Source organism: Photobacterium toruni, from assembly GCF_024529955.1.
Lineage (GTDB): Bacteria > Pseudomonadota > Gammaproteobacteria > Enterobacterales > Vibrionaceae > Photobacterium > Photobacterium toruni.
Window position 1 is genome coordinate 784569 of record NZ_AP024855.1, and the last position, 24325, is coordinate 808893.

The window sequence follows — 24325 nt, forward strand, 5'->3', positions numbered from 1 at the left end:
GACCATCTTAGGCCGGAACGCTAAGATGATATTCTGAAGTGGAACGCAGAATATAGTGAACAGGAAAACGGCTTTGGACATATGTTCAAAGCCGTTTTGCTTTTTAAGCTATTAATATTTATAACTGATATCAACAGATTAAGGTTGTTTTAGTGTTGTTTTTTAGAGCGGCATCATTACTACTATTTAATATTGACGCTCAGTATCTGATCGCCACACCAGCGATAATTTATATTTGAGGTTGCTGTTTGACATCCTTGGCATTCTTGATTGCATGTGTTTATTACTTCACACCGCGCTATTTTTCCTCTTTTTATTAAATCATCAAGTAAAACCAACAGCCATTGTGGTTCATTATCAAATTGCTGGCTGAGTTGAGACAGTGAAATAATCTTTGCTGTTCGCACTGCATTTTTTACGGCAATTAAGGTGATCATTAGTGACATCCTCCACTTTTATGTTGTGGAACCGTGGTTGGCATTGACATTTGCCAGTTAACTTTATGACTTAAAGAACGAATCCCAATAATGAAACTAGTGACAAGTAATATCGCAAAAATCACCCAACCGATAGAGGTGGTTGGATGCGCCATAAATGTAGCGCTTTGATAGAAACTGATAGCTAATGCATAAGCCACCGCAATTCCCCAGAAAGTAGAAAACCAAGCCCAATTGCGTCCAATTTCTTTAGCGATAACCCCAATTGTCGATACGCACGGTACGTATAATAAAACAAAGATTAAATAAGCATATGCACCGGCCATCGATCCAAATTGATGCTGCATTTGTCCCATCGCTGTCGTATTCATTGTGCCATCAGCTTCACTGGCTTTGATCGGATTTTTTAAGGTGGTAAACGAAAAACTATTTATGACACCATCAATAGTATCTTGCCATGCCGTTTTCAATTCCGCAGCTAAATTGAAACTGTGGGAGCCATCGATGAGTTGTTTATTGGCTAATTCAGCACTATAGAGGGTGTTAAGCGTACCAACAACGACTTCTTTAGCTAAGAATCCCGTTAATAAACCAACACTTGCTGGCCAATTTTGTTGGTTGACACCAAGTGGTGATAGTACTGGTGTGATCCAACGACCAATATCAGATAATGCAGATTGTTGTTGTTGGCCAGGTTCAATAACGCGTCCTGAGAATGTAACGCTATTGAGTGCCATCACTATCATACAAATAGGAATAATCAATCGACAGGCTTTGACTAAAAAGCCACGTAGACGGCTCCAGCTATGGATTAATGTCGTTTTAACGCTTGGTACATGGTATGTCGGTAATTCCATGATAAAAGGCGATGGTTCGCCCGTTAATAACGTTTTCTTTAATATAAAGCCAGTGAGTACGGCAACTAAAATGCCCAATAAGTAGAGAGAAAAAACAATCAAACTACCCATTCCTTGAAAAAACGCAGCAGAAAAAACGCCAAAAATGGCCAGTCGAGCACCACAAGACATAAAAGGCGCCATCATTGAGGTTAGAATACGATCCCTTGGTGTTTCAAGCGTACGTGAAGCCATGATTGATGGAATATTACAACCAAATCCAACAATGAGTGGTACAAATGATTTACCCGGTAAGCCTATTGATTGCATCAAACGGTCGATAACAAAGGCCGCTCGCGCCATATAGCCGCTGTCTTCTAATACCGAAAGATATAAGAACATTAATCCTATTTGAGGAATAAAAGGCATTACCGTATTAATACCGCCCCCCAGTCCCTGTGATAAAATGGCGGTTAACCAAACGGGTAAACCGAGATATTGGCATAGCCATGCAGTGCCATGAATGAAGATGGCGGCTGAACCTTGATCAAAAATAGGTTGAAGCCCACCGCCAATATTAATTGCAAACCAAAACATTAAGTACATGACGAACAAAAAGATGGGGATCCCCAAATAACGATTAAGAACTATCGAATCAATCCATTGGGTTAATTTGTGCTGAGTTGCTTGTTCATGGGAAGTACATTGATTGACGAGAGTCGCGACAGCTTGATAGCGAGAGTCTGCAATTAGTAAATCAGCATTTTCATGGTATGCCTGATAAAGTGAATGTTGATAGTGTGTTACGCGATTTGGAATATCTGTATTGATGACATGGCGTTGTGCTGAAATATCTGATTCTAGTAATCTTAATGCCAACCATTGTTTATTGTCGTCTGCAATTAATTTATCAGGAAAATCAGCAGCTAATTGTGTGATAGTTTGCTGTAGTGGCGCAGGAAAGTATGTTTTAAATTGAGATAATTGAGGAGTCAGTAGTTGTTTGTCTATCGCTGCTTTTAATGGTTCGATACCTTTATTTTTATTGGCGATTAAACTGACTACAGGGCAACCAAGTTGAGCCGATAATTTTTCACTATCAATAACAATATTTTTTTGACGAGCAATATCTAGCATATTAAGCACAACCAGACAGGGCACATTCATCTCAAGTAATTGTAATGTTAGATAAAGGTTTCGCTCAATATTAGCGGCATCAACAATATTAACTACAAGATCTGCTTCACCACTTAAAATATATTCACATCCAATCTGTTCATCAAGAGATCCTTGTTCATCAAAGGAACTCATAGAATAAATTCCTGGTAAATCTACCACCGTAATGGTTTGATTTTGATAGTGATAAATGCCTTCTTTTTTATCAACAGTTACGCCCGCCCAATTGCCGGTACGTTGTCTTGAACCCGTTAAAATATTAAACAGGGTCGTTTTTCCGCAGTTTGGGTTTCCCAATAAGGCAATACTATTTGCCATTATTATTTCTCCGAACAGAATATGATAATAGAACGAAATCACTAATAAATCTGAGATTAAAAGTATATTAACGTTATTAATTTTATAATAAGTTATAAATGTAAATAGAAATCAATTACACTTATATAGAGGTTGATAGCTATCGTCAAATATTATTTATTATTAGAGGTTAAGTATTTGTTAGTAATTATCAAAATTAAATAATAATGAAAAATTATATTTATTAATCGTAATTTTACTTTAATGGCATTTAATTGTTAGCACGAGAAAAATATAACGTCTAATAACAAGTAAGTGTAATTAATACTTATAGTGTAAATATTTGGCTGTTGGGGTTTAACTGGATTATAAATGAAAGGCAATAATTTTATGCTTATTCATAATCTCATTATGATAAGGTTTATTTAAGATAAGTACTATGAGTGCGAAAAAGCCCATTTCAAGATAAATAACCATAAATGACTCAAATGTTATTTTAAATCATTACATTTGTGATCTTGTTAATGCTTAGTGACGATTGTGTGTTTTTGATAACGATAGTTTTGGTTTATTATTACTGTGTTTATAATCAGTATGTGAATTGTTTTTATGTGGTTTGAAAGCAAGAAAAAAGCAACAGTTGTGGATAAAGAGAAACTCATTTCAGAACTTCATGAGCTTATTTTAAAACAATATAGCCAGCATGATATTAAGTTAATAAAAAATATAACATCAAAAGGGGGGATTGAATTACATTTTGCTGTTGCTGGTGAAGATGTACTTCAGATGAGTATTGAATCATCTAATCATTGATAATTGTAATAATATAAATGCTAGAGGTTGATATTTATTATTCGTTTATAAATAATTTTTTTCATAACCTAATTGTCATCGATATTTATTCTGAATCTAGTCCATTCTAGTTTTGGTGGTAATTTTAATTTTGTATATACTTTAACTAAAAGTATCTTTTTTATATTAATTTTTAATGTTAATTAATAAGATAAAAAATCGCCTATAATTTATATATTATAGGCGTTTTTTTATTAATTAAATATATTAATGTGCTACTGGTTGTTGTGCTAATTTACGGATTTTAATTTCTTCAAATAAAGCAACAATGGCCATTAATACGCAACAAGCTATTGCCGCTGCTTTAATTGCAGCAAAAGTACCGGTCCAGCCATCAAGGCCAAAGAAAGGATTACCTTCGGCAATATAGCCAAGACCAATTTTTGCAAATGAATCACCAATTAGGTAAGCAAATGTTCCTTTTACACCATCTGCGGCAGCTAGGCCTTGTTTTGGTACAAAACCAATTGCAGCAACACCAATAAGAAGTTGAGGTGCAAAGACTAAGAAACCTAATGCAAATAGTGATGCTTTGTAAGCAAAGATCGAATCTGCATGCTGATAATACCCTAAGGTAAATACAATACAAATTAGAGCAAAACATGATACAGCACCACGACGGCCATTAAATAAATCGGATAATAGCCCCCATAAACACGTACCAACTAATGCACCGACTTCAAACATGGTGAAGCCTGAGTTTGCTACATCTTTAGAGAAACCTAAAATTTGGTGCGCGTAAACTGTTGACCATTGGTCAATACCACTACGTACGATGTAAAGAAACACGTTAGCAAAACAAAGTAGCCAGATTACTTTATTAAAGAGAACATATTTCTTAAAGATTTGCATCTTAGTTAATTTGTTTTCTTTAACTGCATTATCTTCTTCTGAAATTGGCTCTTCAAAAATCTCTTCTACTGTACCAAGACCATAAGCTTCTGGGCTATCGTTGCCCATAAAGAAACCGATAATTGCAATAATAATAGCGATTACGGCTGGGAAAATGAACATCCCTTTTACATCACCACCAAAGAAATAATCCGCACCAAACATAGCCACAGCAGCAGCTAAAGCACCACCTGCATTGTGTGAAATATTCCAAAAGCCAACACCTAGACCACGACGATTACGGGGCGTCCAGTTGGTAATGGTTACGACAGAGTTAGAACCGCCGCCTGACTGGAAAAAGCCTGATGCTGCATAAAGGATGGTCATCATAATAAATTGGCTAGAACTTGGTCCCATGACTAAGCCCATACCAAGAATACAAAAACCTGATAATAGTAGACCTAAAGGAAGAATATTTTTAGCATTCTTACCACCAGACCAGTAATTTAGAATGGTTTTACCAACACCATAAGTAATTGAAAATCCAAGACCAATGGTACCTAACTGAGTTAAACTCATACCATAGTCAGAAATCATATCATTCTGAGCAATATTAAAGTTTTTACGGACCAAATACATGGCCATGTAACTAACGAAAACTACTAAATAGGATTTTAAAAAAGGAGAAAACCATAGTTTACGACGTTCTTTTGGCGATAGGTCAAGCGTAGGCTTACGGACTCGTTTAAGTATTGATAATTCCATCGGCTGAATCTCATTAGGGCTTAAATAAGATTTGTTTTAATTAAGACAAATCACTATGGCGAGACGATACCGATACTTTTGATAAATGGATTAAGAATTTTTCCTAGTTTTTTTGTGGAATTTTAAATCTTATTGTTAGGTCACGTTTTTGAACATTTGATGGGAAATCTTTGATTTCATTTTTGAGGTGTTTGAAATGGTAATACTCTAACATTATGAGTGTGTTTTTATAGAAAGCAATAAAATTATAAAAATTAATTATGTATAGCGTTATTGGTAATACGTGTCGTTATTATATTGTTACTGATTTTTTTTGAAGTGTATTTTATTCTGCTTTTATTAACGTTTTGATTTTTAAATTTATTTATAGGTAAAGAGAGTGATTGAGTCTATCTTTTGATAAATATTATACTTTTAAATTTGCCTATTTTCGATTTGTCTACCATAGTTTAATTAACCTGAACTGAGATATATTATCGAGCTTACGGAGGAAACAAGCTGTTTTCATCTAACTCAGGGATTCAGGTCCCGGTTGTTGTTAGTAGACCTATTCAACCCGTTATTAATAACAATCAAGTTGCAACGCGTAACAGTAAGTGAAATACGTAAAAGCTTCTAAGGTAACACTCTTAGTTGTTAACAATTTGGATAGCAATACCGTAAAAATCTTGCTTCTTCGTCAAAATATGGTCCATACATAGTTATCGGACACGCCAAGCTCAACGTAATGAGTGACGAAGCGTAACAAACTTGATGTGCCATGTAAGTACATTGAGTGCAACATCCCAGCCGCACTGACATAGTGCGGCTTTTTTATTTTTGAATATTTACTATTGAAAACAATATCTATTTGATTATTTTAAATAATTTGATGTTATCCACAAAAAAAGTGGGTAACTATTCTAATGAATATTAAGACAGTTTGATTATTATTGCTGCAATGTGATATTGAGTAAAAAACAACGTTTAGTAGCTGAAGCTGTATAGATAAAGGAGCATAGTAATTAAACATATTGATGCACGATTAAATAAGGAATGTTACATGTTAACTATGATCGATATTGGTATTAAAAATGCGGTAGCTTTTACGTTGTCAGGTAAAGTGACAGAAGATGATATGAAGCGTGTATTAATGGATGCTGAAGCTAAGACTGTTGATCATGGTGGGATCGTGATCTATGAAGAAATTGAAAGCTTTTCTGGTATTGAATTAGCCGCAATTATTGAAGAGTTAAAATACTTGATTCATGCAGGTTTAAAGCATATTACTCAAGTTGCGGTGGTTGCTGATGCTGGCTGGATAGAAAAAGTGGTTAAAATTGAAGATGCGCTTTTTCGGGATATAGATATTCAATATTTTACCTTTGCCGAAAAACCACAAGCGATCACGTTTTTACAGTTACAATAAGTCATTTTAATCACTGTTCCGCCTAACAGTTGTTGTAACCTTTATGCTGATAAACATCGAGTTTAAGTCTCATAATATAAGAAGCCGCTACATTTTTAGCTCAATGAGTTAAGAATGTAGCAGTTTTTTAGTTCTGATCGTTAACGAACCATATCGAGATACAGGTTTTCAACTTTAGTGCGTGCCCACTCAGTTTTACGTAAGAACTTAAGGCTTGATTTGATGCTTGGATCATCGTTAAAGCAACGAATGTTAATCCGTGCTCCGAGTTCATTCCATCCATAGTGCTCGACAAGTTCTATCAATACTTTTTCTAAAGTAATGCCGTGTAGTGGGTTATTTTTTTGTGTCATGGTATATGCCGTCTGAGTGACTAATTTAAAATATTGAGTTATTCGTCGTTAGTGTAACTGACAATGACCAGATCACCCAGTGTCGTTTTTAGTGTTATAAGTACTGATCGAACGGAAGAATAGCCATATCAATATAGATCAAGTTGATTAAGACGATATTTAAGTTTATTGAAATTTTCTCATTAAGATTAAGTCTTATTCAATTGCATTATTAATGGTAAATTTAAAAATAGTAAACGCTTACATTTTAAAGTACACGGTTCTTGTTATCCACCTTTTAATATTATGCTTATTATATAATAAAAATAATATTTTGGATTTTGTCTTTAATTATAAAACAAACGATTATCTTAAGTGCTCTAATAAGGTTGTAATAATTTGATGGGTGGTTGTTTATTTATATTCTTGATCTTTTTCCTTCGTTGTAGAGCACATTTTTGGCATCCACTACCAGCAAGGTGGTTGATAGGTAATTGAAAAAAAGGGCCATGAATACTGCAAATAATAATGCCTTTTGTACGCATGTTATGGTATTCAAATAATGAATAGTTATAACGCTTGCCATGAATTTTTTTTGCATCAACAATAAATTGTTTTACCGTCTTTTTCTGGTTTTTTTTTGCACATTTAGGGCAGCCATCACCGCGTAAATGCGCATCAGCTCGCTGAGTGAAAGGCCCATGAATAAGACAAATGATGTCTATTTTTTGAAGTGCGTTGGTATAGTTTGTATTGGAGTATTGATAATTATGATGATGAATAGCATTTGCTTTTTTAATGTAGGTTGTTTGTGAATACTGACTGTTTTTAGCGCATTGAGGGCAGCCTTTTCCTGCTAGATGTGCATTAGGAGATTGTTCAAAATTACCATGAATTTGACAGCATATAACCCCTTTCTGTAATGCCCCTTTATATATAAATCCCCCATAAGAATACTTGTTGTGATGAATGGTTGTTGCTTGAGTTATAAAATCATCAATATTCTTTTTTAGTTTACCTGAACATGCTGGGCAGCCATGCCCTGCAAGGTGAACATCTGGTCGTTGATTGAAATTTCCATGTATAGGACAAGTGATCGTACTTTTAGTTTTGGCGTTTATGTAATCAAAAAAAGCATAGCTATATCGTTGGTGGTGACAAATTTCCGCTTTTGTAATAAAGATATCTTTCTTTTTTTTCATTATGTTTTTGTTTCTAAAATGAGCTGATTATGGTTTTTTTTGTTAACGGTGCTGTTTTAACTGAATTGCTGAATAACGTATATTAAAAGGAATTTTCCTCAATAGCAGAGAAAATAACGTTTTTTTTTAGAAGGTTAATAAAAAGGCGAACAACGAATTATTGTGAAAATAAGTTACAAACTGTTAATGATTACTTATGCTTAATATGTACATTATAATGTAAAGTTAGGTTGCAATATCAAGCACCAAAAATAGAAATCATTGTTTGCATTTATTTTAATAGCTATCGTAAAACTGATGACGTAAATTTTATACCGCGGATAGAAGGCTTAAACGCATTGAAAAATAACACTATTAATAAGTCGTGTTAATTATTACGGTTCTATGTTAATAGAATTAATAAGATTGGCGTTTAAGGTTGTTATTAAGATGAACGATAAATTGGAAGTGATTTAATATTCATGTTGCTTTGGCGTGACATTGTATTGATAAGCTTTAATTAATGGTTTTATATTTTCTGTAATAAACACAAGTATGATAAGGAGCCGTAATAGTTAAGATACAGACGGTGTAGAGGATTTAAATATGAAAGCAGACTCAGGGTGTAACGATATTTTTTCTGCAGCAAAAATCATATTACTCGGACAATTAATACTTGGATTTTTATTTATAATTTTCATTTGTATTACAAATAATACGTTTGGTGTGAAATCTGCGATTATAGGTGTAGCGATTGCTGTTATTCCTTCATTGCTCGGACTTGGTAGTGCGGCATATAAATTGAAGATAAATAAAGACGTTAATATTAGATATTTAGCCAAGCTTAACTTGTTGGTTAAATGGGTTTATACCGCGTTAATGATATTAGCTGTGGCTCGTTTTATACCGGTCGATAACAAAGTTATGTTACTGGCCTATAGCGTTACGTTTTTAGGGTGCTTTTTAACTCCGATACTTAACAAACCTCAATTTAGGATGACGTAAGGTGGAATCAGTAACTACCGCTCACGATTATATTGAGCATCATCTAACATTCTTCACTGTGGGTAAGGGTTTTTGGAGCATTAACATTGACTCCATGTTCATGGTTTGGTTGTTAGGTTTACTGTTTATCGGTGTCTTTAGATATGTTGCTTCTCGAGGAACTAGTGGTGTTCCGGGTAAGTTGCAATGTTTCATTGAGATCACTTATGAATTTGTAAACAACCTCGTTACGGAAATTTTTCAAACTAAAGATAAGTTAATTGGCCCATTGGCGTTAACTATTTTTGTGTGGGTTTTCTTAATGAACACCATTGATTTATTACCGGTTGATTTTATTCCCGCATTTGCTCGTCTACTTGGTTTTGAGCATTTCCGTGAATTACCTTCAGCGGATGTCAATGTACCGATGTCGATGGCGCTTGGTGTATTTATGTTAATCATAATTTATACCTTAAAAGCGAAAGGATTAAGTGGTTTTATTAAAGAACTCACGACGCAACCTTTTGAAAGTCCATGGCTTTATCCGGTGAACTTAGTTTTGGAGTTAGTGACATTAATTTCAAAACCAATTTCTCTCGGTCTTCGGTTGTTCGGCAACATGTACGCAGGTGAAATGATTTTCATCCTAATAGCGTTGATGCCGTGGTGGATGCAATGGGCTCTTAGCGTTCCATGGGCATTATTCCACATTCTTATTGTGTTCCTTCAAGCCTTCATCTTTATGGTACTAACTGTTGTGTACCTAGCGATGGCAACAGAAGAGCATTAATAAACTAAATTCGATTTATGTTTTAACTATTTAATAATTTTTGGAGTCATTCATGGATATTGTAAGTGCAGTTCTTTATGTTGCTGGTGCACTACTGATTGGTCTAGGTGCTGCAGGTGCGGCAGCAGGTATTGGTAACTTAGCGGGTAAATATCTTGAAGGTGTGGCACGTCAGCCAGATCTTATGCCGATGTTACGTACGCAGTTCTTTATCATGATGGGTCTTGTGGATGCGGTTCCTATGATTGGTGTTGGTATTGGTCTTTACATCATCTTTGCTGTGGCTTAATAGCCAGAACTACCGTTATTTTTCATAACGTTATTTAAATAGTGAGGATGGTATGAATTTAAATGCAACCATGCTAGGCCAAGCGATCTCCTTTGTGATTTTTGTTTGGTTATGTATGAAATATGTATGGCCGCCGCTTACTGCGTTAATTGAACAACGTCAGCGTGATATTGCTGATGGACTTATTCATACTGAAAACGCAGCAAAAGAACTCGACATCGCCAAAGCGAATGGTGCCAAAGTTCTTGAAGATGCAAAGAAAAGTGCGAGTGAGTTAGTTGAGCAAGGTAATAAGCGTCGCGCTCAAATTATCGAAGATGCCCAAGCAGAAGGCGTGAAAGAAAAAGCCCGTCTTATAGCGCAAGGTCAAGCAGAGTTAGAAAGCGAACGTAATCGCATTCGTCAGGAGCTACGTGCTGAAATGTCCGATATGGTCATTGAAACTGCAGAGAAACTGATTAATCGCAATTTGGATACTGATGCTAACCGCGATCTCGTTAATAAACTTATCACGGATATGTAAGCGGAGAGCACATTATGTCAGATCCACTAACCATTGCTCAGCCCTATGCCAAAGCTGCATTTGATTATGCAGTTGCTAATCAGGCATTGGAACAATGGGAGCAAATGTTGACCATCGCCGCAACGGTTGCTAGTCAACCAATCATTGCTCAGCAGATTGAAGACAGCGAACAGTTTGGTGCTAACGATTCAGCAGCGTTTACTGACATGTTCTTGGGCGTTTGTGAAGGTTTATTGGACGAACATGGCCAGAATCTGATCAAAGTAATGGCTGAAAATGGACGTCTAAATGTGATCGTTCAAGTTGCTGAATTGTTTCATGAGCTTAAAGATGATTATGAGCGCATGGTTACTGCGCATGTCACTACGACAGAGCCATTAAGCATTCAACAACAAGCCAATTTAGTGCAGGCGCTGCAGAAAAAATTAAATCGCAGTGTTGAGCTTGATTGCCACATCGATGAATCGCTAATAGGCGGCATACTGATCAATGCAGGAGAACTGGTGATTGACGGTACGCTTAAAAGCTCTATCAACCGACTAGCAACGAGCCTTCAGGCGTAATAGGTAATATATATGCAACTAAACTCGAACGAAATTAGCGATTTAATTAGACAACGAATCGCAACCTTCAACGTGACCAGTCAAGCACGTAATGAAGGGACTATCGTCTCTGTAAGTGACGGTATTATTAATATCAATGGTCTTGCTGATGTTATGCAAGGTGAGATGATTGAACTGCCTGGTAACCGTTATGCGTTAGCACTTAACCTAGAGCGTCATTCTGTAGGTGCAGTAGTAATGGGTCCTTATGCTGACCTTGCTGAAGGCATGAAAGTAACGGGAACGGGTCGTATTCTAGAAGTACCCGTAGGTAAAGGTTTATTAGGCCGTGTTGTAAATACCCTCGGTCAACCTATCGATGGTAAAGGTGCGATTGAGAATGATGGTTTCGCTCCGGTAGAAATCATTGCTCCGGGTGTTATTGACCGTAAATCAGTGGATCAACCTATTCAAACTGGCTATAAAGCGGTTGATGCGATGGTACCAATCGGCCGTGGTCAACGTGAGCTTATCATTGGTGACCGCCAAACGGGTAAAACAGCAATGGCGATTGATGCCATTATTAATCAGAAAGACTCTGGTATTTATTCTGTTTATGTTGCTATTGGTCAAAAAGCATCAACCATTGCTAACGTGGTACGTAAGTTAGATGAAAATGGTGCTCTACAAAATACAATCATCGTGGTTGCCTCTGCATCAGAAGCTGCAGCGCTACAGTATTTAGCTCCTTATGCGGGTTGTACTATGGGCGAATATTTCCGTGACCGCGGAGAAGATGCGCTAATCGTTTATGATGACTTATCAAAACAAGCGGTTGCTTACCGTCAAATTTCACTATTGCTTAAACGTCCACCCGGTCGTGAAGCTTATCCTGGTGATGTTTTCTATCTTCACTCTCGTCTACTAGAGCGTGCTTCACGTGTAAACTCACATTATGTTGAGCGTTTTACTAATGGTGAAGTAACAGGTAAAACGGGCTCATTAACTGCGTTACCGATCATCGAAACTCAAGCGGGTGACGTATCAGCATTCGTACCAACCAACGTAATTTCAATTACCGATGGTCAGATTTTCTTACAGACTAACTTGTTTAACGCAGGCTTACGTCCAGCGGTAGATCCCGGTATTTCAGTATCACGTGTTGGTGGTGCTGCACAGACTAAGATTATCAAGAAATTATCCGGTGGTATTCGTACCGCACTCGCGCAGTACCGTGAACTTGCAGCCTTTGCGCAGTTCTCTTCTGACCTTGATGATGCGACGCGTAAGCAACTTGATCATGGTGAGAAAGTAACAGAGCTTATGAAGCAAAAGCAATACTCACCAATGTCAGTGGCGGAGCAAGCACTCGCTATCTTTGCGGCAGAGAAAGGCTATTTGAACAGTGTTGAGTTATCTCAAATTGGTGCATTTGAAGAAGCATTAATGGCATTTGCTAAGAGTCAACATGCAGAATTGCTTGCTTCAATTAATGAATCAGGTAATTACAACGATGATATCGAAGCAAGTTTGCATCAGCTTCTAAAAACATTCGTTGATACGCAGTCGTACTAATGTAACGCGAATATTTTCCGTCTAGACGACATAGTATGAATGTAGCTAGGAGCTAACCATGGCAAATGCAAAAGAGATCCGCACTAAAATCGCTAGCGTACAAAATACGCAAAAGATCACTAGTGCAATGCAAATGGTTGCCGCAAGTAAGATGCGTAAAGTTCAACATAATATGGAAGCGACCCGCCCTTACGCAGAAAACATGCGTAAGGTGATTGGACACTTAACTTCCGGTTCGTTGGAATATAAGCATCCCTATCTTGAAGAGCGTGAAGTAAAACGAGTCGCTTACATCATTATTTCCTCAGACCGAGGATTATGTGGTGGTTTGAACATTAACTTGTTCAAGAAAGCCATGGCAGATATGCGCCAATGGCGAGATCAAGGGGTTGATGTCGATACCACCTTGATTGGTTCAAAAGCAATTTCGTTTTTCCATCGTTTAGGCAACGTGATTGCACAAACATCAGGTATTGGTGATTCACCAAAACTTGAAGATATTTTAGGCCCGGTTAATGCCATGTTGGAGTTTTTCGATGAAGGCAAAATTGACCGCTTGTTCTTAGTTTACAACCAATTTGTAAACACCATGGTACAAATGCCTAAGGTAATCCAGTTATTACCTAATCCAGAACTTGAACAAGAAACGTCAGCAGATGTTAATCAAGCAAGTCGTTGGGATTATATCTATGAGCCTGATCCTAAACCGATTCTCAATGAGTTGATGCTTCGTTATATCGAATCACAAGTCTATCAAGGCGCCGTTGAGAGTATCGCTTGTGAACAAGCAGCACGAATGGTTGCAATGAAAGCTGCAACAGATAATGCGGGCGAGCTGATTAATGATCTTCAGCTGGTATATAACAAAGCCCGTCAAGCAGCAATTACCCAAGAGCTAAGTGAAATCGTAGCTGGGGCACAAGCCGTTTAAACAGAATTTTAAGGACATCAAATGAGTACTGGTAAGATTGTCAAAGTCATCGGCGCTGTCGTTGACGTTGAATTTAATCAAGATAGCGTGCCTCGTGTATATGATGCGCTTACCCTGAGTGACAGTGAGCATGCCGCACTTGTATTAGAAGTGCAGCAGCAAATTGGTAGCGGTGTCGTACGTTGTATCGCAATGGGTTCATCAGACGGTCTTCGTCGTGGGTTAGATGTGGTTAATACCAAAGCGCCAATTTCTGTGCCTGTTGGTGAAGAAACGCTTGGCCGTATCATGAACGTATTGGGTACCCCAATCGATGAGTGTGGTGAAATTGGTGAAAAGAAAAAATATGCCATTCACCGCGCTGCACCTTCTTATGAAGAACAGTCAAACAGCTCTGAATTACTAGAAACAGGCGTTAAGGTTATCGATCTTATTTGTCCGTTTGCAAAAGGCGGTAAAGTAGGTCTGTTTGGTGGTGCGGGTGTAGGTAAGACCGTTAACATGATGGAACTTATCAACAATATCGCTAAAGCCCACTCAGGTTTATCAGTATTTACTGGTGTTGGTGAACGTACTCGTGAAGGTAATGACTTCTATTTCGAGATGAAAGAAGCTGGGGTACTGGATAAAGTAGCCATGGTTTATGGTCAGATGAACGAGCCCCCAGGTAACCGTCTACGTGTTGCATTAACAGGTTTAACCATTGCGGAAAGTTTCCGTGATGAAGGTCGTGATGTGTTGTTATTTATCGATAACATCTACCGTTACACACTTGCGGGTACTGAGGTATCAGCACTATTAGGTCGGATGCCATCAGCGGTAGGTTACCAACCAACATTGGCTGAAGAGATGGGGGTACTACAAGAGCGTATTACTTCAACTAAGACGGGTTCTATTACCTCTATTCAAGCGGTATATGTACCTGCCGATGACTTGACTGACCCATCACCAGCAACGACCTTTGCTCACTTAGATGCAACCGTTGTATTGTCACGTAATATCGCCGCATTGGGTCTATACCCTGCGATTGATCCATTGGACTCAACCTCTCGTCAGCTTGATCCATTGGTTGTTGGTCAAGAGCACTATGATGTTGCTCGTGGTGTACAGACAGTGCTTCAGCGTTATAAAGAATTGAAAGATATTATTGCTATTTTAGGTATGGATGAATTATCTGAAGAGGATAAATTAACAGTATCTCGTGCACGTAAGATTGAACGTTTTCTGACTCAGCCTTACCACGTAGCAGAAGTATTTACTGGTCAAAAAGGTATTTTCGTTTCTCTTAAAGAGACTATCGCAGGCTTTAAAGGCCTATTAAGCGGTGAGTATGATGATATTCCAGAACAAGCATTCTTGTACTGCGGTAGCATTGAAAATGTACTCGAAAAAGCGAAAACCTTATAAGGCTTGAGGAGGCATTATGGCTATTGGCGTTACCGAGAACACGTTCCAACTCAATATCGTAAGTGCTGAGGGACCGTTGTTCTCTGGTCCAGCTCACGCGCTGGCAGTTTCAGGCTCCGATGGTGAGTTGGGTATTCGCCCTGGTCACTCTCCTTTATTGAGCCGCTTAAAACCTGGTGTGGCAAGCTTCGTCACAGATTTGAAGGATCCCGAAGAAATCCTTTATATCTCAGGCGGTATTGTTGAAGTTCAGCCCAACGTAGTAACTGTACTTGCCGATACGGCAATGCATGGGAAGGACATCGACCAAGCCCGCGCTGATGAAGCTCGTCGCGCCGCAGAAGAAAATATCAACAGGCATGCTGATGATGTTAACTTCGCGATGGCGGAAATGGATCTGGCGAAAGCAATGGCACAATTACGTGCGGTTGAATTAACTCAGAAACAAATGCGCCGTTAAATCAGTTGGAATAAAACGTTAACCGTGTGTTATGGCTAAATCACCATAGCGATAGCATGTGGTTATGGCCTTATGCTTACTGGTTCCCGTCTCTATAGGTCTCCAGCCTAATACCAAGGGACAAAGTAATAAATATACAGGATGTTATTTATTATTGGTGAACGTAAGTTTACCGTCACTATCTAAAGCCCCTGCACTGTACCGAGCGCAGGGGCTTTTTTTGCGTTTTTTATTTTGCGGTTAATACCATTAAAAGCCAGTTAGGGAAAAGTGAACAAGCACCAATGGTAAGTAAAGCAAATAATAATAGTCCGTAGTGACTTGAGGTTGGCTTTTCAAATAATGTACGTTGGCTTTTAATAAAGGATTGTTGTTCAATGGTATTTTCTCCCCAGATATAACTGGTGAACACACCAAAGAAGATAAAAACACCTGTACCTAAGGGGGCAAACCAAGGCCATGAAATATCAGCGTTGCGAGCAATAAAGATAGCTATCATACTCATAATGCTGCCCATGATAACGCCTTTCTCATTTGCTTTAGTAAAAAATAATCCTAGCACAAATGAGCCTAAACGAATCCCCACAAAAATAGAGGTTAAACTGGCAATCGTTTTTAGGACTGATTCATTGGAAATTGCCGTTAAAGCAGGAATGATCACCAAAATCGCAGCGGCTAAACTCATTTTTCGAGCGATTTTGTCATAATGGTGATTGGGTTTGTTTTTATTAATAAAACGTTTGTAGATATCAAATGTTGCTACGGTTGCGATCGAATTATAAGTCGAATCAAGCGTTGACATTGCTGCAGCCGCTAAGGCAGAAATAACTAAACCAATAATTAATGGATTGGTGTGATTAAAGACAAAATCTAGAATCACTTCATTACTATTTACAAAAGGTTGGTTTTGATAAAAAATGTTTAATAAAACTCCGAGTACGGCAAAGAATAAATAGATAAAGAAAGCACCATAACCACATAAAAGCATTGATTTTTGTGCTGTTTTTACACATTTTGTTGCTAAGGTTCGTTGAATAATTAACTGATTTGCGCCATAAACACTAAGATGTAAAAAACTGACCGCAACCACGCCAGCCCATATTGTTGTATCAACGCCAAAATCAAAATCAAGATTAATAATATTGACATGTTCTTGAGTCAGTGATAAGCCGCTATTTATTTCCATTAATAAACAAACCATAATTGCAATACTACCAATGACGAGAATGGTTGATTGCAGCATATCAGTCCAAATTACTGTAGATATACCACCAGCATAAGTATAAATTGCAGTAAATAAACTAATATAAATAATGGATTCTGAAATCGAGATTGGGACGACTTGAATTAAGATCAAGGCAATCGCGTAAAGTACTACCCCAGAGGAAAGGCATTGGACTAAAATAAAGATCAGCGAGTTAATGGTTCGCGCATAGATCCCAAAACGATGCTCTAGATATTCATAAATAGACGTTAGTTTGAGTTTATAAAAAACAGGCACAAAAAAAAGAACTGCAAAAAATATCACGATAGGATAGTTTAAATGCATACTCATCGCTTCCATTCCTGAGCTATACACCCAGCCAGGCATGCCGACAAATGTCATTGCGCTAATATATGTCGCAAGAATAGAAATGCCAGCTGAAAACCACCCAAATTGTTTCCCACCAGTAGAAAAATCACCGCCTACACAATAACGTTTATTTACTAAGTAACTAATGAGTATTGTTAATAATAGATATATCGCAATGACTGCAAAACTTGAGTGCGTAACCATTCTTGGCTTTCCTACATTTCTAATATATTTAATCTTTGTTGTGATATTACCTGTAAATGATTTTAAGCATGATTTTTATCATTTTAATTGTGATTTCAGTCACTAATGTTGCGTCATATATGCCTAAAAGATCACATTGCTATTTATATGTAATATATGTGATCTTACTCGCTAAAATAGCATTAATGGGTACGTACTCATTTTTATGCCGACTTTGATCACGGATCTTTAACTATAGAAAATATTATTATCTATCTCGAAGCTAAGGCACTTGAAAATTTAATAAATTATTTTCAATGTGTTTAATTAAATATAAATTTTTTATAAATTAGAGGTTTATCGGTCATGAATGCTAAAAGACACATGAGCGAAGTTCCGATGATTCAAAGGGTAGCTGCCTATTTTGCTATTTTGGTTGGTTATTTTTTCTATTGTTATAACTTTGTTATTATTGACTACGTACGCCCGTATATTGTTGAAGCCTATGATGGTATTACCCTTTCTGATACAGCGCAATTTTACACTTGGCAATCAATTGGTGCGTTAATCGGCGCGTTAAGTTGTGCTTGGGTAGCAAGTAATTTTGGTAAAAAATCAACGTTGATAGTGATCACTGCACTTAATGGTGGTGCAACCATTATTAATATGTTGTTTACCGATTACGCAATGTGGGCGTTAATGCGTTTCATTATTGGTATGTCTCTTGGTGGTTACTTTACCGTTGCCGTTAGTTTGATGATTGGCTTATTTACGCCAACTGTTCGAGGTAAGTTAACAGCATTTGCTTCTTCTATGTTCTCAGTAGCATTAATGGTGATGGGAGCTTATGCCGCCTTTATTGCAAGTATTGATGCACCTTGGCAAAGTTTAATGTGGATCGGCGGTATTCCACCACTTGTTGCTGCAGTATTAATGATTTTTGTATTGCCGAGCGATAAAAAAGTGATTGCTTATGGTGAAGAAGAACAATCATCATCAAGTAATGAATCAGTGAAAAAAGGCTCTTGGGGAGAGATGCTAAGTAAACCTTATCGACTAATTACTTTGTCGTGTTTATTACTTGCTGGGCTTAATTTTTACGGTTATCAATTCTTTAGTGGGTTCGTTACTACATATTTAAAAGAAGTTCGTCATTTTGATGGAGCAACAATTGGCGTTATTTTCTCTATCTCAGCTTTTGGATCTTTATTTGGCGCGTGGATTTGGGGAGCTGTTGCCGATAAATATGGACGTAAAGTTAATGCATTTGGTCTTATTCTAGCCGGTATTATGGCATCAGTTTTCTTTGTTGCGCCAAGTAATATGATGATTGGTAGCCTAAATATGTTAGCGATTTTAGGTCTTATTTATAACTTTGGTTTATCGTCATCAGCAGTATGGGGAGGCTATTTCTCAGAGTTATTCCCATCGCATTTACGTAGCTATGGTGCAGCATTATTCCACGGTGGGCGAATTATCGGCATGTGGGCACCAATGGTACTTATCTTTATTCAGGAACGTACGAATTTAGAAACAGCAATGTGGGGATCGCCTATTGTTTGGATCATCGCTGGTTTGTTGTGGTTCACACTGCCTGAAACATTAAAAGGTGGCATTTTCTATAAAGAAAAAACACCCAAAGCAGTAACAGTGTAAGTTATTACAGTTCATTAATTAAACAACGTTATTTTAAATTATAAACGATACTGACCAGTACTTCAGATCGGATTAAATATGGAAATTATCATGTCAAAATATCAAGAAACTAAGCGTATTGTTCGTGAATACTTTGCTGCAATGGAAAATGCAACGCCAGAAACCGTTGCAGAAGTATTAAAGTCATTCACTTCTAAAGATTATCTATGGCGCGGTGTTTATCCTTTCCGTGAGCAGCAAGGTGCAGAAGCAACAGCAGACGTTTTCTGGGCGCCTCTTATGAAGTCAATGACACGTATGCAACGTCGTCAAGATATCTTCATCGGTGGTACTAATGAAATCAGCGGTGAGCAGTGGGTAATGAGCATGGGTCACTTTATGGGCTTATTTGATGCTGAATTCTTAGGTTTACGTCCTACTGGTAAGATCATGAACGTTCGTTATGTAGAATTTAACTGTGTTGAAAACGGTAAGATCACGAAAACAGGTTTATTTGTTGATTTGCTAGGCATGATGGATGAAGCTGGTTGTTACCCACTACCACCATCAACAGGTAAACATTTCGTATACCCAGGTCCTCGTAATCATGACGGTCTATTGTTTGACGATGCACCTGAAGAAGAAGGTGTGGCGACATTAGCACTTGTGAATAAGATGGTTGATGATTTATCGGCACTTAATGCAAGTGGTGCGATGGGCTGTCCTCCTGAAGTACTTGAGATAAGCTGGTCTAAGGATATGATTTGGTACGGTCCGTGTGGTATCGGTGCATCTTATACGATCCCTCGTTACCAACAACAGCATCAGCTGCCATTCCGTAATAACCTAAAAGACAAGCAATTTAACGGTCACGTTTGTCGTTTTGCTGAAGGTAACTTCTCTTGCTTCTTTGGCTGGCCAAACCTATCAAATACGCCAATTGGTGGTTTCCTAGGTTTACCTGGTGGTGAGATTCGTGCAGATATGCAAGTTGTCGATGTTTATTACCGTGATGGTGATAAGCTATCAGAGAACTGGGTATTAATTGACTTACCATACTGGTTAAAGCAGCAAGGTCTTGATGTTTTTGAACGTACACAACAAATTATGAACCCAACATTATAATTTTGTTGTAATTCAATAAGAACCCGAGTTCAATAGCTCGGGTTTTTTTATATTTTTGTGTTAGAACATGTCACTCTCGATTTATAATGAGGTTTATTTTAAAAGATAAATTATTATTATGAATATCGATTATTAGTTAATATTTCTATAAGTGTAAAATGAATTCAGTAAAGCAAACTATCACATCAAAAGATGTCGCTAAACTTGCGGGGGTCTCTCAATCCACTGTTTCTCGTGTTTTTATTGCAGGTAGTGCTGTTTCTGAAAAAACGAAGAAAAAAGTTTATGAAGCAGCAAAAACGTTAAATTATCGGCCTAATGCTTTTGCTCGAAGTTTAACCACCAATGAATCTAAATTAATTGGTCTTGTTTTTCCTGATGCTGATTATCCCATTCACATGAAAACCTTACAGTTGATTTCTAGTGAACTGCAACAGTTAGGTTATTCTGCAGTGTTGATCCCTTGGATGGTTGATGACAATAATCAGCATTCGATCCCTAATATTTTTCAATATCGTGTCGATGGTGTTATTGCTGCTTCAGCAACATTGAATAAATCTTTATATCAAGAATGTGAGAAGTTTAATATTCCTATAGTCCAATATGCACGCGTTGTTGAAGATACTAAAAGTAGTTATGTTATTAGTGATAATTTTAGTGCAGGCCAAGTAGCGGCTCAACATTTTTATCAGTCAGGTGTTAATTCGGCGGCTTATTTAACTGGTGAAGTACCGACGTTAACTAACGATGAACGGAAAAAGGGTTTCTGTAGTGAGTTTAAAATTTTAACTGGGCAACTCCCGATGATTATCGAAGCAGACTATGATTATCTCAATTCAATAAATGACATTCGATGCTTTTTAAATAAAAAAAATCGACCAGAAGCTATTTTTTGTGCAACGGATAATTTAGCTATGGCAGTTATGGATGTAGCAAGGTTTGAATGTAATTTGAAGATTCCTGAAGATTTACAAGTTATTGGATTTGATAATATTCCACAAACCGAATGGTTAAGTTATCAGTTAACAACATTTAGGCAAGATTTTAAACGACTAGCACAAGAAGCCGTTAAAATTATTGTAGATCAAGTTCAACATGATAATAATAGTTTTATCAGGTTAATGATCCCTGCATCATTAGTCGAACGCAAAACAACAAAAATAAAGTGATTGTTACTTAACGTATTTAGAATAATAAGTATTGGTATTTTGCTTGTTTATGTGATTTGCTTCATGTTTTGGTATATATTTAATTGTTAATAGCAATAATTATATAGGATAAAATGAAAAATAAAGGTTTTACATTAATTGAATTGGTGGTCGTGATTGTTATTTTAGGCATCTTAGCCGTTGTAGCTGCGCCTAAGTTCATGGGATTACAACGCGATGCTCGTATTGCTGATTTAAAAGGGCTTGAAGGCAGTTTAAAAGCTGCTAATGAAATGGTTTATGCAAAAGCGGCAATGAAAGGGCTAGAGCATTCTCAAGCACAGGAAGGTACTCCATCTATAGGTAGTAATGCTCCAAAGAATAGCATCGATATTAATGGTAACGAGGTTACATTGCATTATGGTTATATTTTACCTAATGAAGATAACTTAAAAAAGATTCTTAATTTAGGAGAAGATTGGAATATTCAAGGCGGTGGTATTACTGCTAGATTTCCCATTCATATTACTCCCAAAACAGCTCCTACTTTGAACTGTTATTTATCTTATGGTTTCCAAAATTGGAATATACCGCAATATAAATTAGAGACATCTGGCTGCTGATTTATCTTGATATTAAATTTGTGTGGATCCGTGCTATAAAAAGGATCCACACAAATAAAAACAGTTAATAATTTAGTGTTGACTCTAATGTAGCTAATTGTTTTTTTAGTCGATTTAACTGCTCTTTTTTCTTTTTGATTAAATTAGGCTGTTGATTGATTGCTTCTATTTTCTCTAATTTCTGTTGTCGTTCGCGAGCGGTTAACTTATCGTAAATGAGACTGTTCTTTAGTTTATTTAATCGCTGTTGCTGATGCTCTATATCATATTGTGCATTTTGTAATGCTTGCTCGGCCTGAGTAACTTTATTTTTTAAGGTAAATAATTGCTGTCCTTGACGATAACCACGTAAAAATGCAGTAGAGGTGGCTTGTGGGCAAACACCAAGATAGTTACTGCCATTTGAACCAACGTAAAAACCATGACTTTCAGTGCAGTATGTTGCTAATCCCTGCTTATAACTGGTTTGATATTCATTAAAATTAGCTCGAACATTATATTTAGAGCATGCAGAACTTCTATCATTAAATTGATTAGCAGATGCGCCTTGTGAGCCATCTAAATACCCTAAAGCAGACCAATTTGCCGTCTGACATTGTTGTTCATTCATTACCGAACATGCACTTACCGTTGAACATAATATAAGAGAAAGAGTGAGTGATTTTATCGTCATGAATGATTATCTTATAATAAATAAAACAAAGTATTTTAAAGATATTATGATTAAAAGCGATACCTATGTTTAATTATTATAGATATCGCTAATGACTAAAATAGATTTAAACCAAAAGCCGTTTTAATATCGGTTAAGACTTGTTGAGTTTGTTGATTAGCATGTTCAGTGCCCATTTTAAGAACTTCAATGAGATAATCTTGATTGTTTAAAAAATCAGTACGACGTTTGCGTATAGGTGAGATTAAATCTTGTAGGCATTGCTCTAAAATTTTCTTAGTGGTGCCGTCACCTAATCCACCTTGACGATATTGCTGTTTTAATGTCTCAATATAAGCACTATCAGGATGGAAAGCATCAAGGTAAGTAAACACTATATTGCCTTCTACACAGCCAGGATCTTCGACTCGAAGATGATTAGGATCGGTATACATTGATTTTACTGCTTGTGAAATCGTCTTACTATCGGCACCTAATGTGATGGTATTCCCCATTGATTTTGACATTTTATTTTTGCCATCCGTACTCGGTAAGCGAGCGACTTTGCTTAATAGCGGCTGGCATTCCACCAAAATATTTTTACCTGCAATGGTATTTATTTTTCTAACAATTTCATTGGTTTGTTCAAGCATCGGTAGTTGATCATCACCGACAGGAATTAAACTGGCACGAAATGCAGTAATATCAGCGGCTTGAGAAATAGGGTAAGTTAAAAAACCAGCAGGAATAGATCGACCAAACGCTTTTGATTGAATTTCATTTTTAACGGTAGGGTTTCGCTCTAAACGTGCAATAGAAACGAGATTAGCATAGTACATGGTTAATTCGGCAAGCGCAGGAATAGCGGATTGAAGACAAATGGTGGTCAGTTTTGGATCAATACCAACCGCTAAATAATCAGCGACGACATTAAGAATATTAGTGGCAACTTTATGAGGATTATGACCATTATCGGTAAGACCTTGCATATCAGCCACTAGAATATTTTGCTGGTATTGATGCTGTAATTGTACCCGTTGCTGTAATGAACCAACATAATGACCAAGGTGAAGCTGACCTGTAGCACGATCGCCAGTAAGGATAATTGGCTGATTGGGTGTAATGGATATTTGAGCATTCATATTATTCTCCGAAAAGTACGGCCGGAGAGGTGAGGAAATACGGATAAGATTAGGCGTATTCATTTGCAACCTTCCGGCGGCAAAATGAAATAGAAAGATAACTATTATTTAGCGCCGCTCCTATGAAGAACGCCACCAAAAGAAAAGGGGTAAGGTATTGCTTGCTATCTTTATCATGCTGTCAACGTATCAAAATAAAATAAATTAAACAAGATGTTTTATTAAAAAAATGAATGATGTTTTTTATTAATTATGTCTATAGTTATAAGGCTCAGTTTGATTTTAACTTAAAAATTTGCAGCTTTTATAAAGTTAACACGGTATGTGAATAAACTGATATTTACAGTAACGTTATTGTAATAATGATTACTGGTATGTGATTTGTTATTTGTATTAGGTTGTTATTGTATAAAAAACATGTGTCTATTGATTAATAATAAGAATAGGAAATGATTGTTAATATTCATTTTTTTCATAATTAAATATAGAATTAGAGGTTTTTTTGATTTAATTCTCATTGAAAAATAACTAATATTGCTCAAATATTAGTTAATTTAGATATAATAAATAGTATTTTATATTTTATTTTTGATCTTGAAATATAAAATAAACCTAAAAATAAGCAACG

At 36.8% G+C, this 24325-nt stretch carries 23 protein-coding genes; 15 read left to right on the forward strand and 8 right to left on the reverse strand.

Features of this window, described 5'->3' with window-relative positions; all coding sequences use genetic code 11:
• Positions 1–182: 182 nt before the first annotated feature.
• The gene (locus OC457_RS17605) at positions 183–437 is read right to left on the reverse strand and encodes a FeoC-like transcriptional regulator (protein WP_159447862.1); all 255 of its coding nucleotides are present in this window, start codon (positions 435–437) and stop codon (positions 183–185) included.
• Positions 437–2767, reverse strand: a complete 2331-nt coding sequence (gene feoB / locus OC457_RS17610) for a Fe(2+) transporter permease subunit FeoB (protein WP_080175523.1) — start codon at positions 2765–2767, stop codon at positions 437–439. Before feoB ends, OC457_RS17605 begins: the two co-directional genes overlap by 1 nt.
• A 588-nt stretch (positions 2768–3355) precedes the next feature.
• On the opposite strand from feoB, the gene OC457_RS17615 reads away from it, so the two are divergent.
• A complete protein-coding gene (locus tag OC457_RS17615) occupies positions 3356–3559 on the forward strand; it encodes a hypothetical protein (RefSeq protein WP_080175524.1) in 204 nt (67 codons plus the stop codon).
• Between the two features lie 246 nt (positions 3560–3805).
• Here OC457_RS17615 and uhpT read toward each other — a convergent pair whose 3' ends face one another.
• Positions 3806–5194 carry a hexose-6-phosphate:phosphate antiporter gene (gene uhpT, locus OC457_RS17620; protein ID WP_080175525.1) on the reverse strand — a complete coding sequence of 463 codons (1389 nt, stop codon included), beginning with the start codon at positions 5192–5194 and terminating at the stop codon, positions 3806–3808.
• Positions 5195–6236: 1042 nt separating this feature from the next.
• On the opposite strand from uhpT, the gene OC457_RS17625 reads away from it, so the two are divergent.
• Complete coding sequence (locus OC457_RS17625; RefSeq protein WP_080175526.1) at positions 6237–6602, forward strand: SpoIIAA family protein; 366 nt, start codon at positions 6237–6239, stop codon at positions 6600–6602.
• Positions 6603–6742: 140 nt separating this feature from the next.
• Here OC457_RS17625 and OC457_RS17630 read toward each other — a convergent pair whose 3' ends face one another.
• Both OC457_RS17630 and OC457_RS17635 read right to left on the reverse strand, forming a co-directional pair.
• Entirely contained in the window at positions 6743–6955 is a 213-nt protein-coding gene (locus tag OC457_RS17630) for a VF530 family protein (RefSeq protein WP_065167185.1), read from the reverse strand.
• Positions 6956–7314: 359 nt separating this feature from the next.
• Positions 7315–8136: a hypothetical protein gene (locus tag OC457_RS17635; protein WP_080175527.1), complete on the reverse strand. Its 822-nt coding sequence runs from the start codon at positions 8134–8136 to the stop codon at positions 7315–7317.
• Positions 8137–8721: 585 nt separating this feature from the next.
• Here OC457_RS17635 and OC457_RS17640 point away from each other — a divergent pair.
• From OC457_RS17640 to OC457_RS17680, 9 genes are read left to right on the forward strand one after another with little or no spacing between them, the layout of a single operon-like run.
• Entirely contained in the window at positions 8722–9120 is a 399-nt protein-coding gene (locus OC457_RS17640) for a hypothetical protein (protein WP_080175528.1), read from the forward strand.
• Position 9121: 1 nt separating this feature from the next.
• Entirely contained in the window at positions 9122–9889 is a 768-nt protein-coding gene (atpB, locus tag OC457_RS17645; RefSeq protein ID WP_080175529.1) for a F0F1 ATP synthase subunit A, read from the forward strand.
• 52 nt (positions 9890–9941) lie between these two features.
• Entirely contained in the window at positions 9942–10178 is a 237-nt protein-coding gene (gene atpE / locus OC457_RS17650) for a F0F1 ATP synthase subunit C (RefSeq protein ID WP_036791577.1), read from the forward strand.
• A gap of 52 nt (positions 10179–10230) precedes the next feature.
• Positions 10231–10701 carry a F0F1 ATP synthase subunit B gene (atpF, locus tag OC457_RS17655; protein ID WP_080175530.1) on the forward strand — a complete coding sequence of 157 codons (471 nt, stop codon included), beginning with the start codon at positions 10231–10233 and terminating at the stop codon, positions 10699–10701.
• A gap of 14 nt (positions 10702–10715) precedes the next feature.
• A complete protein-coding gene (locus OC457_RS17660; protein WP_080175531.1) occupies positions 10716–11264 on the forward strand; it encodes a F0F1 ATP synthase subunit delta in 549 nt (182 codons plus the stop codon).
• A 12-nt stretch (positions 11265–11276) separates the two neighbouring features.
• Positions 11277–12818 carry a F0F1 ATP synthase subunit alpha gene (atpA, locus tag OC457_RS17665; RefSeq protein WP_080175532.1) on the forward strand — a complete coding sequence of 514 codons (1542 nt, stop codon included), beginning with the start codon at positions 11277–11279 and terminating at the stop codon, positions 12816–12818.
• Between the two features lie 58 nt (positions 12819–12876).
• Positions 12877–13749 carry a F0F1 ATP synthase subunit gamma gene (gene atpG / locus OC457_RS17670; RefSeq protein WP_080175533.1) on the forward strand — a complete coding sequence of 291 codons (873 nt, stop codon included), beginning with the start codon at positions 12877–12879 and terminating at the stop codon, positions 13747–13749.
• 21 nt (positions 13750–13770) lie between these two features.
• On the forward strand, positions 13771–15156 hold the full coding sequence (gene atpD / locus OC457_RS17675; protein ID WP_080175534.1) for a F0F1 ATP synthase subunit beta: 1386 nt from the start codon (positions 13771–13773) through the stop codon (positions 15154–15156).
• 16 nt (positions 15157–15172) lie between these two features.
• Positions 15173–15616, forward strand: coding sequence for a F0F1 ATP synthase subunit epsilon (locus OC457_RS17680; protein ID WP_080175535.1), 444 nt, complete (start codon positions 15173–15175; stop codon positions 15614–15616).
• Between the two features lie 229 nt (positions 15617–15845).
• Here the strand turns inward: OC457_RS17680 and OC457_RS17685 are convergent, their stop codons facing one another.
• Positions 15846–17393, reverse strand: coding sequence for a sodium:solute symporter family transporter (locus tag OC457_RS17685; RefSeq protein WP_080175536.1), 1548 nt, complete (start codon positions 17391–17393; stop codon positions 15846–15848).
• Between the two features lie 345 nt (positions 17394–17738).
• On the opposite strand from OC457_RS17685, the gene OC457_RS17690 reads away from it, so the two are divergent.
• From OC457_RS17690 to OC457_RS17705, 4 genes are all read left to right on the forward strand, one after another.
• Entirely contained in the window at positions 17739–19028 is a 1290-nt protein-coding gene (locus OC457_RS17690) for an MFS transporter (RefSeq protein WP_080175537.1), read from the forward strand.
• A gap of 90 nt (positions 19029–19118) precedes the next feature.
• The gene (locus OC457_RS17695) at positions 19119–20132 is read left to right on the forward strand and encodes an ester cyclase (protein ID WP_080175538.1); all 1014 of its coding nucleotides are present in this window, start codon (positions 19119–19121) and stop codon (positions 20130–20132) included.
• A gap of 158 nt (positions 20133–20290) precedes the next feature.
• Positions 20291–21301, forward strand: a complete 1011-nt coding sequence (locus OC457_RS17700; RefSeq protein ID WP_080175539.1) for a LacI family DNA-binding transcriptional regulator — start codon at positions 20291–20293, stop codon at positions 21299–21301.
• Between the two features lie 113 nt (positions 21302–21414).
• Positions 21415–21903, forward strand: coding sequence for a prepilin-type N-terminal cleavage/methylation domain-containing protein (locus tag OC457_RS17705; RefSeq protein WP_080175540.1), 489 nt, complete (start codon positions 21415–21417; stop codon positions 21901–21903).
• Positions 21904–21967: 64 nt separating this feature from the next.
• Here OC457_RS17705 and OC457_RS17710 read toward each other — a convergent pair whose 3' ends face one another.
• The gene (locus OC457_RS17710; protein ID WP_080175541.1) at positions 21968–22576 is read right to left on the reverse strand and encodes a DUF2799 domain-containing protein; all 609 of its coding nucleotides are present in this window, start codon (positions 22574–22576) and stop codon (positions 21968–21970) included.
• 95 nt (positions 22577–22671) lie between these two features.
• Positions 22672–23697 (reverse strand): tryptophan--tRNA ligase, encoded by a 1026-nt coding sequence (gene trpS, locus OC457_RS17715; RefSeq protein ID WP_080175542.1) that lies wholly within the window; start codon positions 23695–23697, stop codon positions 22672–22674.
• Positions 23698–24325 lie beyond the last annotated feature (628 nt).